The following is a 15492-nucleotide window of genomic DNA, read 5'->3' on the forward strand; positions in this document are numbered from 1 at the left end:
GTTTAACAAAACCTGCGGATTGCTCTTAATGAAATTACACATTGAAAGAGACATTGCGACTCGTATTCTAGAAGATTTTAATATTCTGCTCAGTAGCAACAGCAAAAATTCGTGGCAAGAGCAATTAAAACTTGCGGGGCGTATAGAAGTTAAATTTTCTGATTTAACCAATGAACTCTTAGCATTACTTGTAGAACTCTACGCCAATAAAAATGCGACCAAATTCGCGGTCATGACATCCTTGCTAAATTCACGAGGTCAACCCTCCTTTGAAAGCAGCGATTTAGAAGAATTTCTAGCAAAACTCATTGAATATCTTTGCGATGATGCAATTAGAGGCTGGTTATTTTTATTGGACGGCGGTGGTTCACTACTGCCCTACGTCATTAGCCGCATCGATTACACACCCGGCGGTCAAGACGATCAACCAAGAATACTTATAGAAATTAAAGCCAACACGCGTGGTAAACTTGCCAACAATCAAATTATTATCTCAGCACGTGATCTATCAAATTTGTCGGTGGCGGAGATTTTAGCCGAAAAAGGCTATTTAAAAGAAAGCCCAGAACTTATTGCCGAATTCGACCAAAGCAATATCAAATACCAACAATGGCGCAGTGATTTTGGCGAGCAATTCTCAGCGCTTGGTACCGGAATTTATGCCGAAGACCCAAGTGCCAATCAGCGAAAAACAGACTGGTCACAAAAAACACGGGTTATCTTATCAACATCAGGCAGTCCGACCAGAGTTGTTAACGACGAAGCCATTTTAACCCAGCGCGAATTAACGTTAAATCAAGCCAACACGGTATTAAAGCCTTTAACTAAAAAAATCGACCGAAACTCGCCTTTTTCGCCAAGTACCGAAAAAATTATCGAACACCTTCAAGCAACTTTTTCTGAGAACAGCTTTACCGAAATTCCGATGCATGGGTTTATTTTAATGTTTCACCTAGAACTGCATCATCATCTTTGGGTTCATGTCGATAATATCGAACCCTACCGTTACCAACCCGAATTAAAAGATAAATTAGTACTCCCTACCGAACATGTCGAATTAATTGATATCTTAACCGCCGAAATGGAAATATTAATGGAAGACATCGTAGAGGGAAAATCTGGTGGTACCACGGTATTGTGCAGCGGTCCACCGGGTGTTGGCAAAACATTAACCGCAGAAGTTTATGCAGAAATTATTCGCCGACCATTGTACCGTGTTCATTCAGGCCAATTAGGTTTGAATGTAGCCGAGATGGAAGCTAATTTAAAAGACGTATTAATTCGCGCGCAGCGCTGGGGGGCGGTTATGTTAATTGATGAGGCCGATGTCTACATAAAACGCCGCGACGACAATTTAACAATGAATGCTGTTGTGGGCGTATTTTTGCGCGTACTGGAATATTTTAACGGCTTGTTATTTATGACCACGAACCGAATCGATGATATCGACGAAGCCATAATTTCACGCTGTATTGCCATGATTCGTTACCAGCAACCCAACGAACAAGAACGCGCAAAAATTTGGCAGGTAATGTCACAACAATTTGGACTAAACCTCACCGAAGACATGTGCGAAACACTTTCAAACCACTTTCCTAAAACCAGCGGCCGCGACATAAAAGGTCTCGCCAAACTCGTTGCACGATTTTGCACCTATCGAAATATTGGCGCAGATATTAATATATTTGAACACTGCGCGAAATTTAGAGCAATAGATATCGCGAACCTAAACGATTAAATTAAACTGGTAAAAATTTTGCCGTTAGTCTCAAAAAATGAGTCGATAAAAATCAATTGAATTAAAAATTTTTATCCAACACACTTACAGTGAAATCAATCTTACTGTGATATCAATCAGATTTTTACCACTCCATACGCAATATACTGCATGTTTAGATCAGCGAACATAAGGTAATAGCAATGCGATGCCCAAATTGTGATAGCGGTATATCTTATTATTTTTTAGAGGAAGGAGGCGTTGAAGAAGGCGGAGAATTTGAATGCCCGTCTTGCCAAATTCAACTAAGACATATTGTTGATGAGGGAACCTATAACGGCGCTCAAGAAAAAACGTTGGAAATTGTCGATGACGATTAGGCATTTGATTTAATTTTTTAAAATTTACTTATGCCATTTTCTATCTAAAAATACATCACTTTCTCTTAACAGCTCTGCATCGATTATGTTCCAAAAAAAACGACAAAAAAAAAGAGCTATTGGTATAAACACTCAAAGCATTGTGGTTGTAAAACACCATTTTAGATATCTGTGTACAAGTGAAGTTATAACAACCGAATAAAGGAGATATTCATATAGTACAAAATACCGAATCTTATTAGTCTCTGTAGTTCAACAATAATAATTTGGGGAACTACAATGATGACCGCGCACACATTTAACGACGAACATATTACTTGGCAATCTTTTGGTGATTTTACTCCGGCATTTTATTTTTCAATTCTTAACATTGATGAAAAAGCCCGTATTGCCGATGTTTTGTTTAAATTGCCCGCAAATCAACAAATTGTTTTACATCGCCATGTGGCTTTGAATCATATCTTCGTTATTCAGGGTGATCACTTTATTTATGAGCCTGATGGAAGTGTAAAAGAAAAACGTGTAACCGGCAGTTATACTGTCTCACCTGCCAATGAAGTACCTCACAGAGAAGGTGGCGGCGATATTGATACGGTAGTTTTTTTTAGTATACGCCCAGGCGCACAAGAAGTATTGTATGAATTGCTGGACGATGACGGCGCATTGTTAGATACCGTTACGTTTGCAACGCTTGTCGCAATCAATGCAGCCAAGATGGAACAATAACCTTTAAAGTCTTTTAACGTTGAGAATCTTTTAACGTTAAGAAGCTCTGATTACAGTAAAGCCTCTGTTAATCAGAGCTTCTTATGAATTAGTTTAAGATACTAGATCAATCCATATTTAAAACCAATTCGAGCAAGCTCTATGTCGTTTTTTACGCCCAGTTTTATTTTGATCTGATAATGATAGTTATGAACGGTCTTGCTGGAAATTGACAAGGCATCTGCGATGGCTTGGGCATCTAATCCATTTAATAACATTTGCAGAATTTCAAATTCCCTTGGGGATAATTCTCGAATAGGATTTGCAGGCTCTGTTAACAGCGCTATTGCTAAATCGGATGATATATCTGGGCTTATAAACTGTTGTCTTTTAGCAACTTTATAAACCGCTTCAATAATTATCTCTGCTGGGCTACTTTTGGTTACATAACCTAGTGCACCGGCACGAATGGCTTGACTGATAAATATTGGATCACGGTGCATTGAAAAAATCAAAATACGAACATTACCGTCTTTTCGAATAAATCGTTGTAAAAGCTCTATGCCGCTAATATCAGGCAAACCAATATCCAACACAATAACATCTGGATTTTTGGATTTCCAAATATCAAGCGCTCGTTGCGCGGTTTCGGCTTCACCAATTACCGTTAGATCCGGTTGATTTTCGAGTAATCGTCTGTAACCGGCTCGAACCACCGCATGGTCATCAACCAACAACAGAGTAATTTTATTCATAGGTTTGACCTGTAGTATTCGCATTGAGTTTAATCTTTGCGATTACGCGAACACCGTCGGTTTTATTTTGAATAATCTCAAATACACCACCCAATGCCGCTACCCGTTCTCGCATGCCTAGAACACCATTGCCCGCATTAGTTTCGTCTATATTTAAACCACAGCCATTATCGCTGATGGTGATATTAATCTCGTCGCTGCTTTTTTTAATTGAAATAATGATTTTTGTTGGTTTGCCATGCTTTAGAGCGTTAGTCAGCGATTCTTGCACAATGCGATATATCGTCACATTGGTATTATCGTCCAAGCCATCAAGTTTTCCATCAACCTCAAAAATAATACACAAATCAGGTAGTCGTCTTTGCCAACTTTCCACCAGGTAATCTAGGCTGGATTTTAATCCAAACTCCGTCAATCCTTGAGGCCTCAGTTGAGAAAGAAGATTTTGCAAATTAGCCATTATGTCTGATGTGTTCGTTTTTATTGAAACAATTGCCGGTAAGGCTTGTGGATCAGTTGATTTTAAGCGAGACGACAAAAACGTTGAATCTGCCGAAATAGCCGTTAACAGTTGGCCAAATTCGTCGTGCAACTCTCGGGCTAAATAGCGACGCTCTTCTTCTCTTACGGTGAGTAAACGTTGCGCTAAAACTCGTTGCTCGGCCAAAGTACATTCTAATCGACTGGTAAGATGATCAAAACCAACGGTAATTCTTCTTAGTTCTCTTAATTCTGGTTTGGGCATTCTAGCAGTTAGATCGCCGTTTTCTAATAAACTGATGGTTTTTAATATTTCGTCGGTTGGCTTAAGTGCTTTTCTAACCGGCAAATAAATCAATAAGTTCAAAAGCAGAATGCTCAATGTCATAATAAATACAACACTGAGCTGTTGCCAGATTTTGTTACTTTCATGATTTATATTTGGATAGGTGATCAGTTGTCCAACGACGACACCCGAATTACTGGTATGCAGTGAGCTTTCTGAACGCATATTGATATCAATGAGTTTACTTAGTCCCCAAGATATAATTCTTGGTGAAGCACTCTCGTCACCAAAACATTGATCAATAACCGTTTGATTAAAAATATTTTTAACTTCTGTACAGACACCCATGGCAGACGCAATGTCTGAAATTGAGGTTAAAGAGATATCTTCAAGACGATCTAAACTGAATTGGAATGATCCTTTAGTTCTTGTTACTTCATTTTTAAGAAGCTGCACTAAGGTATTGCCAGATTGCATAATATTCGATTGAATTCGTACCTTAGCCTGATAAAAAATCACCACCGACGCACACAAACAAACCAACAGCGCGAACACAGTAACCCGAACCATAAGAACTCTGACTAAATTCACTTCATTACCTTCGCTGGGCATGACCGATTCGTCGATATTGTGATTCATTGATTAAGGGTCTCTTCTGAATTTTGCGATGGTTTTAGGCAATAAAGCGCTGTACCGCCGATATGAATAATACTGAGTCTTGTCTTGATCGTCACCTAAGTGAGTAGTATGAATTTTTCCCTCTATACCCTAGGAAATCTTCCTTTAATCAAACTGAGCAACTAAAAAGCTTAAGATTTTCTAGGAACCTCTGATTAACTCATCCTTGATTTAATCAGAGGACAGAAATTGAAAATGTGATTTCCAATTTCTTCACAATTTCAATCACTTACAGTTCTTGAAATTGACGACACATCCTTGTGTCGCGAGAAACTCTAGGTTAATCAGAGTTTCCTCTAATATAAGTTATGTTATCTGATGAGTATTTTTATGCGATCATTCATCTTGTAGGATGATCTTTTATGAATAATGACCGTAAATCGTCACATACCGAGATATTTACCCAAGCACCGATTAATCGAGACTTTCTTTTACAAGACCAGACGGATGCTGAAAATGTAATCGTTGATCGCAGGTTTTAGAAACAACGGACTCATTTAATTCTAATACACCTAAAATCAACCACTGCGCTTTATGTTTTTCTTTTAACTCACCTTCGGCAACACTAATGTTCCATACGAGTTTGTTATTTGTGTAGTGTTCGACTTGTAATTCATCTCGAAAATCATCTTGATCAACTCGGCTAATATTTTCGTCAGCGGTTAATTTTAACCAAGTCGGAAAACGCGGATTTTCATTGGCAGTATTATTGAATCTGGCAAGATTATCCACGGGACGATATTCTATTCTCGACTCTTCACCGCTAACTTCACGATCTGCTCTAGAAAAATCTTTTTGCAACCGTAGCATGGTTCCCCATTTACTGATGGGCGGCAGCGCGCCAAGCTCTGGAGCGTTATCCATTTCGAGATCAAGAATATGTCGGCTTTTAACACCACCCAAAGAATTCATTACGAATAAATTAGTGCTCGGAATGAACTCTTCACGGTTTTGATTTGGAAAAAATTTAATCGCCATACCAAAAGCGCGTTTGTGTTTTTGCAAGGTGCCATCTAAAGCAACCGAGGCGCGAACAATTACCGGAACCTCAATCCCTTTTTTTAATAATCCCGTGTATTCAGAAGCTTGCTGAATTCGCCAAGTTCCCGAAAAACAAATGCCATTGGCCTGAAAAATTTTTTGCCCTTGAGGAAAATCGTACAAATCGCCACTGAAGCTAAGGCTGCGCCGCGCAGCTTGCAGCGCTAGGTTATCGGCTGAGTCACCAGATTGCCCGAACAGTTGTTTAGTTACGGTGTAATAAGGTAATTGTTTATAAGGATCAGAAAAAACTTCGGTATAAATTTTCTGAAAACTGGCGTTTTCTGAAGAATGTGCATTTATCGGCGTTGATTCACGCTCTGAAGCACCAACGCCGGTAGTTAGGGTTGCAGTGAATACTAACAACCAGTACCAATTTCTAAGTTTTCTGAAATGTTTAGAAAACAGCATATTTTTTACCTTTCTAAATTGCATAATTCCAACTGCCCCTTACTTTAAGGTTATCCGATATGCAAAGAGCAGACATACTTAAAAGCACGCTCGATCGAATGCAACATATTGATGCGCCCAACCAAATTTTGGGCCGCAGTCAAACCATCGGCTGTGTGGCGGTGGAGATCACACAAAGATGCAACCTGGACTGTTCACTATGTTATTTGTCTGAACACTCTCAGTCGATAAAAGATATTCCTCTGGCAGAAGTGTTTCGGCGCTTAGATATGGTTGTTAAGCACTATGGGCGCGGAGTGAACGTTCAGATTACCGGTGGCGATCCCACGTTGCGCAAGCACAAGGAGCTGATCGAAATCGTAGCCTACGCAGCAAATATTGGCCTTTATCCAGCATTGTTCACCAATGGCATTGCCGCTACTCGAAGTTTGCTAGAAAAGCTGGCTGAGGTCGGTTTAAAGGATATTGCCTTTCACGTTGACACTACACAAAAACGCCCGGGCTATAGCAGCGAAAGTCAGTTGAACGAAATACGTGCTGAATACTTAGAAAGGGCTCGAGGTTTGGGTTTAATGGTGATATTTAACACCACGGTACACAATGATAACTTTCACGAACTGCCAGAGATCTTAAAATTTTTTCGTGACAATGCCGATGTTATAGGCCTTGCATCATTTAATTTACAAGCCGAAACAGGCCGTGGTGAATGGGGTTCTCGTGAGGCGATTGTCAGCCAAGCGACCGTTAAACAAACCATCGAATCTCTAGCGGGTAAACAATTACCTTGGGAGTCCGTACGAGTTGGTCATAAAGATTGCCACAGTTATCTGCCAACCTTGGTGACTCATGGCGAAATATTTCCGGTTGTTGAAGACAGCCGGTTGGTAGCCGATTTTTTAGCAAATTTTGCAGAACTCACCAACAGGCAATATTCAAACCGCCGTGAACTGATTGCAACGGCTCTAAAAACAGTGTTAAAAAATCCTGCGTGGTGGGGCCGTGCCTTAACGTTTGGTTGGTATCACATTAAAAATTTAACGAAGGCGGTGGTTTTAAGTAAAGGCCAAGTTCATCAGTTGACTTTTTTTATTCAGAACTTTATGGACGCTAGAAACCTCGACGCCGATAGAGTTCACGCCTGCTCGTTTATGGTAATGACTGACGAAGGCCCCGTGTCTATGTGCGAGCACAATGCCAAGCGTGATAATTATATTCTTAAAACGCTTGAGGTCACCAACGAGAAAGGGCAAATCGAAATCTACGAGCCGCTCTCTAAACCAAAACCTACACGTTCAAAAAATTCAGACATAAAATTGTTAGATACCGTTGAGATATTCTAATGAACACTTCAAGAATTAACTTTTATTCAAAATTTTTCGTATTTATTAGCGGAATTATTTTATTGTTTAACAGCGTATTTGCTTTTTCCGAAGATAAAAAAAGCTTTAGTGCCAGCAATTACCAAGCTGCCATGCAATCTTGGGCACAACTGTTAAATACGCATGTGGATGAACAAGGTCGAATCGATTTTCGAACAATTGCAGAAAATCCGCAGTCGCTATCGGCCATTGTTGAAGTTATAGAAAATTACGGCCCGCAGACGAATCCGTCTGATTTCACCGATAAAAATGCGATTTTGGCGTATCACATTAATGCTTATAACGCTCTTGCGATGAATGGCGTTATCGAACGTAATATTCCTGAAGGTTTTACCAGCACATTAAAACGCGCGTCTTTTTTTGTATTAAGAAGCGTGGTTGTAGATAGTAAAAAGACCAACCTGTACCAATACGAAAACAAGGTCATTCGTCCATTAGGAGAACCCAGAGTGCATTTTGCACTAAATTGTATGGTTAAAGACTGTCCGAGATTACCGCAACAACCTTTTAGTGCAGAACATTTAGATAAAGAACTGGATGCTGCTGCCCATGAATTTTTCGATAAACCGGTGCATTTTCGCTTAGATTCAGAAACGAAACGCGCTTATGTTTCTGAGATTTTAAAATTTTATACAGAAGATTTTGTAGAATCGGGTAAGAAAAAAGATTTACCGATTTATATCAACCAATATTTGAGCGAAAAAATTCCACATGACTATAAAGTAAGTTTTATCGATTACGATTGGCATATTAACCAACAACCGTAACCATCAATATCTTGCGATCGCAAGACATAAAAAAAGGAACTCTAGATTAACCTAGAGCTCCTTACTTGATAGTCAAATCTCTTCGTGAGTGAATTAATAAACCATTATTTTCACAAAAAAGTCATCAATCAAAATTTTGCGACATTACCATTTTTGCAATTTATCTTGAGAAAATTCCTTCTCAATAGCAGCAATAATTTTCTGTTGTTTTTCATTGGCTGCACCTTCAAAACTTGAAGCCTTTTCTATCATGCTAAACAAAGAGTCTTTTTGCGACTGCGTGAATTTTTCTTTGTTGGGTGCCAGAATATTTTTAATATCGGCTTCTAAATTACTGGTATCTTGCAATAAATAGCGCGAGGCAGAAAACAGTTCTGAGGCTTTTGCATCGGAAATTGAAAACTCTTGCATAAATAAATTGATAACATCGACTTTTAATTCGCGAGTGACTTCTTCATCATAGGTTGCAACACCAACAACGAGTAAGGCCGCCGCTTCGAAAGGACTATCTAAGTTATGTAAGGGTTTTATTCCTAGTTGTTTAGACCATTTACGGCGTCTTAACCAATAAAATGGATTAAACGAGTTAAGGTCTACGCCTGCATTTTGCAGCCTGTATAGAGCCCAAACTAATCCAGCGAGTGCTGTAATAATTCCTATAATAATATGCATGTTAATCCCTAGACCGTTGATAATAAATTAAGAAGTTTAGAGCTTTAGTGCATCCATAAACAATGTTATCCCTGATGCTTTTATCGCATAAAAGTAGTAAAAAAGTTTTAGGTCTTACCACCATCGCATGTCATGAAGTTAACACAAGAATACGTGAATCAAGCAGAAATACAGTGGTGTTCGGTTTCTTCACAATTTTACGATTCAAAACCCCGATCAACTGAGTCTAGGATTTCTGCAACAAAAAAACCGGCTCACGCCGGTTTTTGAATTTACGGTTTTCTTTACGCTTGTGGATTGATAAGCGCTACCGAATGATTAACGCCACCATTTTGTCCGCGATCACGCAGTAGATGGTCGAGCAAGGTAATGGCGAGCATGGCTTCGGCGATTGGTGTAGCGCGAATACCAACGCATGGATCGTGACGACCTTTGGTAACAACTTCGACTTCGTTACCGTGCACGTCAACACTGCGTCCTGGAATGGATAAGCTCGAAGTAGGTTTAAGAGCAAGATTTACTACGATGTCTTGCCCGGTAGAAATTCCACCTAACACACCACCGGCATTGTTCGATAAGAATCCGTCTTTGGTAATTTCATCGCGATGTTGAGTTCCTAATTGCTCAACACTGTCGAAACCAGCACCAATTTCTACGCCTTTAACAGCATTAATGCCCATCATTGCATGGGCAATATCGGCGTCTAAGCGATCAAAAATAGGTTCACCTAAACCCGGTTTAACGCCTTTGGCAACCACGGTAATTTTGGCTCCAATCGAATCGCCTTTTAAGCCTTTCATAAAGGCTTCCATCTCAGGTACTTTGCTGGCATCTGGGCAGAAAAAAGGATTATTTTCAATCTCATCCCAATCGACACTTTCGATTTTTACCGGGCCAAGCTGACTCAAATAACCTCGAATGTCGATACCATGAAAGACTTTTAAATATTTTTTGGCAATGCTGCCAGCCGCAACACGCACGGCGGTTTCGCGTGCCGAAGAGCGGCCACCACCACGATAATCACGCACGCCGTATTTTTGCATGTAGGTGTAGTCGGCGTGAGCCGGTCGGAATAAGTCTTTAATATTGGAATAGTCTTTTGAGCGTTGGTCGGTATTTTTAATTAATAAACCAATCGGTGTGCCTGTGGTTTTACCTTCAAATACACCGGATAAAATCTCAACAATGTCGTCTTCTTTACGTTGCGTAGTGAATTTAGATTGACCGGGTTTACGTCGATCCAAATCGATTTGTAAGTCGGCTTCGCAAATTTCTAAACCCGGTGGGCAACCATCAACGATTGCACCCAACGCTATACCGTGACTTTCACCAAAGGTAGTGACAGTAAATAATTTTCCAAAGGTGTTACCTGACATGATGACTCTCGTTACTGTATTCGGTATTTATTCAATAATATTTATTTACGCTTGAAAATAGCTTTTTAATTCTTCGGCGGTAATCACAAAAATGCCGTGCCCGCCGTTTTCAAATTCTATCCACGTAAAATTAAATTCAGGGAAGGCAGCATCTAGAGCAAAGCAACTGTTGCCCACTTCGCAAAATAATAGACCGTTATCGGTTAAATGATTACAGGCTTCTCTTAATAAGCGGCGAGTAAAATCCAAGCCATCAAAACCAGAGGTTAACGCGATTTGCGGCTCGTGGTGATATTCCTGCGGCATGGATTCAAAATCTTCTTGATCAACATACGGTGGATTACAGACGATGAGATCAAATTGTTCGCCGGGCAATGCTGTAAATAAGTCAGACTCGATGGCCGAAACTCGGTCTTCTAAATCGTGATAGGCGATATTTTGCCAAGCAATATCTACGGCTTCAGCAGAGATATCACTGAGTAAAACTTCCGCTTCTGGAAAGGCGACGGCGGTAGCAATACCAATGCAACCACTGCCGGTGCAAAGGTCTAAAATTCGCTCAGGCGATTTTTGCAACCAAGGACGGAAACGTCGTGAAATGAGTTCTGCAAACGGCGAACGTGGTACCAAAACCTGATCATTCACCAAAAAGGGCATTCCAGAAAACCAGCTTCGGCCAACAAGATAAGGCGCAGGCTTGCGCTCGGCTATGCGACGTTGAAACAACTCTAAAATGCTCTGGCGCTCTGTAGTAGTTAGTTTACTGGAATAGAGTTGAGGTAAGAGATCATAGGGAAGATTCACGACTTCTAGCACCAAAAAGACGGCTTCGTCCCAGGCGTTGTCGGTACCGTGACCAAAATAGATGTCGGATTTCGACATTTGTGTTGCACCAAACCGAATAAAATCCAACAAGGTTTCAAGATCGGTAACGGCTTCTTGCCAAATTTGGGGGTTATCTTGATTCACGAATTCGTTCTCTCCTCTCGAATGGGCGCTATTCTAACGGGTATAACGCATTAAACCAAAGCCGCATTGCGTTACGTAAGAGTCTTGTAGTTCGTGAATTATCGTTATAAATCGTTTTTAACGTCTATTCTTGTAATTTGAGAACAAAGTTAGTGCTCGCGAATCCAGAATGCTTTACCCGCGAGCCGTCATGGCGTAGGGTATGCAACCCTTTTTAGCGCGCTAATATTCATTTTAGGAAAGAAGCTATGAGAGAACATTTCGCGGAAATTATTTCTGCCATTGGTGAAGATTTAGACCGTCCTGGTTTGCAAGATACACCAGATCGAGCGGCTAAAGCGTTCGCTTACCTAACTCGCGGATACAACCAAACACTTGAAGAAGTAATCAATGGCGCCTTGTTTCCTTCTGATTCTCAAGAAATGGTGTTAGTGCAAAATATTGAGCTGTATTCACTGTGTGAACATCATCTGCTGCCGTTTATTGGCCGCGCTCATGTTGCTTATATTCCCACCGGTAAAGTATTGGGGTTATCGAAGGTCGCCAGAATTGTCGATATGTTTGCGCGACGCTTACAAATTCAAGAGCAGCTGACAACGCAGATTGCACAAACTATTCAGAGCGTTACCAAAGCCAGCGGTGTTGCAGTAGTGATTGAAGCCAAACACATGTGCATGATGATGCGCGGTGTTGAAAAACAAAATTCTGTAATGAAAACGTCGTCTATGTTGGGGGATTTTCGTGAAAATCCAGCGACACGTTCTGAGTTTTTAGCATTAATTGGAAATTGTTAGTTTTAGATCCATTAATACCATACAGACATAAGTGGTAGTTTGTCTGTATGGTGGCAAATACCTTAGCGTGTACCAATCAACCAAGCACGCACGGTGCTCTCTCCCGCCGGTACCAAACTGCCCAAGCCATGCACTTCAATTCGGGCCGTATCAATCTGTTGAGATATAATTTGCGTTTTAATTTGTTCAGCAATGTCGCTGGATTTGGCTAAATTCGTAGCCAGTTTTTCGTCGCGATGATCAACCACAACCAACGCCAATTTCAAGCTCGGTGAGGTTTTCAAGGTTTGCGTAATGGATGCTGTTAATGCATCACTCATCTGCCACTTTCCAGCCTGCAACTGTACCGGCAATGATAAGTATCGCTGCCCTTTTAAGATAACTTCCACAGTTTTGGCATCCGGCTCTTGATTGATAGCGCTATTAAAATCAACGCTGACTACATCAACCAACACATAGCTGCGCTGGTTACCCCGAGTCACACCGTATACTGTTGCGAGAGTTGCTCCTTCCGAATCTAACTGTTGAAAGACCAATAGTTCCTGGTACTGATCTAAACCATAAAGGCGTCGATCATTAAAAAACTCATTGGCCCAACTAGCACTGCTGCCACAAGTATGGCCTTGGCAGACATACAATGGTGTCGCGTCTTGGCGCTGTAGCTGCGAGAAGTATTGTTGCATAACCTCGGTAAGCGAGTGATTGCGCGGTAACTCCAATAACGATCGAGACATAACGCCTTGCACTAGACGCTCGCTTTCTGGCTGCCAATTGCCATTGATATTGCGCATAGGCCCTAAAGGTACTGAGTAGTCGCCATCGGAGGTTTGATCGGCAACCAAGGTTGCTCCTCGAAAGTTGGTTAACTCTAAGGCATTTACGCAGACAGGGCCGCTTAACAGTAGTCCAAAAGCAATAATTTTTAGGGATTTCAATCGACCTGCCATTTTCACGAGAACTTGCATTAAATTATTTTTAGCCATTATTTGTTAGAAACGCGAGTGTATTTTAGGAAAAGACAATAACCGCTCAAGATAATTAGTCAATGACAGCTTAGGATTATTCGGTCTGAACTTGATGATGACTAATATTCAACCAGAAAAACACCCGTTATACATTGATATTCATCGGCCAAATTGTTGAAATGAAAAACGGGAAAATTGTACGAGTAATAGAGCTTAAACCTTTAGAAACCTCTAACTAACTTGCCTCTGATCTAATCAGAGGTCAGAAATTGGCAATACGATTTCCAATTTCTTCACAATTTCAATCACTTATTGCTCTTGAAATTGGCGACACATCCTTGTGTAGCAAGAAACTCTAGGTTAATCAAAGTTTCCTTTAATTTATTAGGCTTATTGTTAATGAGCTTATAGAAAAACATGAAAACCAATCCAAACTGATTAGCTTCCATATCCATTGCGCTCATACAGGTAAATATTTACTCACGAGTGCAGTTGTGAAAACAATTGATTGACCGCATCGGCCACCTCATTAACACGAGTTTCCATATGTAAATGGTGGCTGCCGTCTAAGAGAGTTACGCTAATTTTGGGGAAATGATTAAGTTCTTCACGCAGGTTTTTAACATGATGACTAATGCCGTTTTCCGCTAATATTAAATTGCATTGCGCTTCAATTTTATGAACAAATGCGTGTTGCTGATTACGGGTAAGCTTAATCGCCGAAGGTAATTGTAAATTGGGATCGGCTCGCCAAATATAACCGCCCTCGTGGGCTAAGACACCTCTTTCGGCGAGCAGTTCTGAACTTTCGCGAGCAATGGGAAATATAGAATTCATGCGTGCTTCTATGGCTGCATCCCAACTTGGATACACGGTTGCGCGTTTACGGCGAGGATTTAAAACCTGAGCAACGCTCTGGGCGAGCTGACGTGGTGCATCTTCTTCATTAACTGGCTCAGGCCAAATACCGTCAATTAAAGAGAGTGCTTTAATTCGCTTTGGAAAGGTACCAGCAGCTAAGGTTGCTACCATAGCACCACGGGAATGACCTAATAGCGAAAACTCTTGCCATTGCAACGCATCAGCAACGGCAAATACTTCGGCAATGTCTTCCCATAAATTATAGGGTGCAAGATGTTTTCGGTGATCGCTAAGACCATGACCGGCAAGATCTAGCGCTACGACGTGAGCATCCATTAAAGGCGCGATGCGATTAAAGCTCGCACAGTTATCCAGCCAGCCGTGTAACGCAATTACTTTATGAGATTTTTCTCGCCCCCAAACCCGCGCCTGTAATTTTATATGGCCCAAGTCAAATTCTTGTTCTGTGTAGTGATGCAAGTTAAACCTCGGTACGCTCGTAACAATAATCGATTGGGAACTCAGTAAAGAAGCCTAGAGTCGCCCACAACACTCGCCGGTGTTGCCAATTTCATTAACGTTAAGTTATTGAAATCATGTAGAAATTAGCAATCGCTTTTACAACGCTTACCTCTGATAAAATCAGATAGATAGCCATCAGCAATTCGCTATTATTGTTCAGTCGTCGACGAGATACAATGCAAATTACGGCAAGAATTAGGCACAAAAAACACCAGAGTATTGCAACATAAGGGTATTGAGTACCTTTAATACCTCACAGAAAAGAAACCCTCATTAACCTAGAGTTTCCAGTGGCACACACTTGTGTCACCAACTTCAAGAACCGCAAGTAATTGAAATTGCGAAAACAGTGAAATCGCATCTTCAATGTCTGCCCGCTGATTAAATCACGACGGAATTAATCAGAGGTTGCTAAATTATGTAATTCAACCAGTTTAATAATAATCAGGTCGTTTAGGTTTAATGGGAGCCAGTAGCATAAAGAAGATCCACGCAAACCAAGATACAAATAAGGTTAATAGAATCCATGCTAATTTTTCGGCAAATGTAACCTTGCCAGAAAACAGTATAAAAATAATAGGCAACCACCAAAATAATAAACCAATAATAATGAATGGTAATGTTAACAGTCCGATAAGCGCTTCCATATACGAGAAAAAGTCCTCTTTAACAATTAAAAATACGTTTTAAGATTTCAATACCAAAAAAATATATTTGATGCTGTAAAAATATTT

Annotated in this window: 15 protein-coding genes; 6 read left to right on the forward strand and 9 right to left on the reverse strand. The window is 40.5% G+C overall.

What is annotated here, in order from left to right:
• The first annotated feature begins 28 nt into the window (after positions 1–28).
• From ACYQ28_RS05315 to ACYQ28_RS05325, 3 genes are all read left to right on the forward strand, one after another.
• On the forward strand, positions 29–1738 hold the full coding sequence (locus tag ACYQ28_RS05315) for an ATP-binding protein (RefSeq protein ID WP_460048600.1): 1710 nt from the start codon (positions 29–31) through the stop codon (positions 1736–1738).
• Between the two features lie 182 nt (positions 1739–1920).
• Positions 1921–2097: a hypothetical protein gene (locus ACYQ28_RS05320; protein WP_460048602.1), complete on the forward strand. Its 177-nt coding sequence runs from the start codon at positions 1921–1923 to the stop codon at positions 2095–2097.
• Positions 2098–2376: 279 nt separating this feature from the next.
• Positions 2377–2823 (forward strand): cupin domain-containing protein, encoded by a 447-nt coding sequence (locus ACYQ28_RS05325; RefSeq protein WP_460048603.1) that lies wholly within the window; start codon positions 2377–2379, stop codon positions 2821–2823.
• A 101-nt stretch (positions 2824–2924) separates the two neighbouring features.
• Here ACYQ28_RS05325 and ACYQ28_RS05330 read toward each other — a convergent pair whose 3' ends face one another.
• From ACYQ28_RS05330 to ACYQ28_RS05340, 3 genes are all read right to left on the reverse strand, one after another.
• A complete protein-coding gene (locus tag ACYQ28_RS05330) occupies positions 2925–3557 on the reverse strand; it encodes a response regulator (protein ID WP_460048605.1) in 633 nt (210 codons plus the stop codon).
• Positions 3550–4962 carry a sensor histidine kinase gene (locus tag ACYQ28_RS05335; protein WP_460048607.1) on the reverse strand — a complete coding sequence of 471 codons (1413 nt, stop codon included), beginning with the start codon at positions 4960–4962 and terminating at the stop codon, positions 3550–3552. Before ACYQ28_RS05335 ends, ACYQ28_RS05330 begins: the two co-directional genes overlap by 8 nt.
• A 453-nt stretch (positions 4963–5415) precedes the next feature.
• Positions 5416–6453 carry a hypothetical protein gene (locus ACYQ28_RS05340; RefSeq protein WP_460048609.1) on the reverse strand — a complete coding sequence of 346 codons (1038 nt, stop codon included), beginning with the start codon at positions 6451–6453 and terminating at the stop codon, positions 5416–5418.
• Positions 6454–6512: 59 nt separating this feature from the next.
• Here ACYQ28_RS05340 and ACYQ28_RS05345 point away from each other — a divergent pair, with 59 nt between their 5' ends.
• The gene (locus ACYQ28_RS05345) at positions 6513–7793 is read left to right on the forward strand and encodes a radical SAM protein (RefSeq protein ID WP_460048611.1); all 1281 of its coding nucleotides are present in this window, start codon (positions 6513–6515) and stop codon (positions 7791–7793) included.
• A complete protein-coding gene (locus tag ACYQ28_RS05350; protein ID WP_460048613.1) occupies positions 7793–8599 on the forward strand; it encodes a DUF547 domain-containing protein in 807 nt (268 codons plus the stop codon). Before ACYQ28_RS05345 ends, ACYQ28_RS05350 begins: the two co-directional genes overlap by 1 nt.
• A gap of 144 nt (positions 8600–8743) precedes the next feature.
• Here the strand turns inward: ACYQ28_RS05350 and ACYQ28_RS05355 are convergent, their stop codons facing one another.
• The 3 genes from ACYQ28_RS05355 to prmB all read right to left on the reverse strand — a co-directional run bounded on the left by ACYQ28_RS05355 (position 8744) and on the right by prmB (position 11616).
• Positions 8744–9271 carry a hypothetical protein gene (locus ACYQ28_RS05355; protein ID WP_460048614.1) on the reverse strand — a complete coding sequence of 176 codons (528 nt, stop codon included), beginning with the start codon at positions 9269–9271 and terminating at the stop codon, positions 8744–8746.
• A 284-nt stretch (positions 9272–9555) separates the two neighbouring features.
• A complete protein-coding gene (gene aroC / locus ACYQ28_RS05360; protein ID WP_460048615.1) occupies positions 9556–10647 on the reverse strand; it encodes a chorismate synthase in 1092 nt (363 codons plus the stop codon).
• A gap of 45 nt (positions 10648–10692) precedes the next feature.
• Positions 10693–11616, reverse strand: coding sequence for a 50S ribosomal protein L3 N(5)-glutamine methyltransferase (prmB, locus tag ACYQ28_RS05365; protein WP_460048616.1), 924 nt, complete (start codon positions 11614–11616; stop codon positions 10693–10695).
• A gap of 227 nt (positions 11617–11843) precedes the next feature.
• Here prmB and folE point away from each other — a divergent pair, with 227 nt between their 5' ends.
• Positions 11844–12410: a GTP cyclohydrolase I FolE gene (gene folE, locus ACYQ28_RS05370; protein WP_460048933.1), complete on the forward strand. Its 567-nt coding sequence runs from the start codon at positions 11844–11846 to the stop codon at positions 12408–12410.
• A 62-nt stretch (positions 12411–12472) separates the two neighbouring features.
• Here folE and ACYQ28_RS05375 read toward each other — a convergent pair whose 3' ends face one another.
• The 3 genes from ACYQ28_RS05375 to ACYQ28_RS05385 form a co-directional block, all read right to left on the reverse strand.
• Entirely contained in the window at positions 12473–13357 is an 885-nt protein-coding gene (locus tag ACYQ28_RS05375) for a DUF4892 domain-containing protein (RefSeq protein ID WP_460048617.1), read from the reverse strand.
• Between the two features lie 498 nt (positions 13358–13855).
• On the reverse strand, positions 13856–14716 hold the full coding sequence (locus tag ACYQ28_RS05380; RefSeq protein WP_460048618.1) for an alpha/beta fold hydrolase: 861 nt from the start codon (positions 14714–14716) through the stop codon (positions 13856–13858).
• 476 nt (positions 14717–15192) lie between these two features.
• Positions 15193–15405: a hypothetical protein gene (locus tag ACYQ28_RS05385; protein WP_460164693.1), complete on the reverse strand. Its 213-nt coding sequence runs from the start codon at positions 15403–15405 to the stop codon at positions 15193–15195.
• Between the last annotated feature and the right edge of the window lie 87 nt (positions 15406–15492).

The organism is Sessilibacter sp. MAH1, from assembly GCF_054658315.1.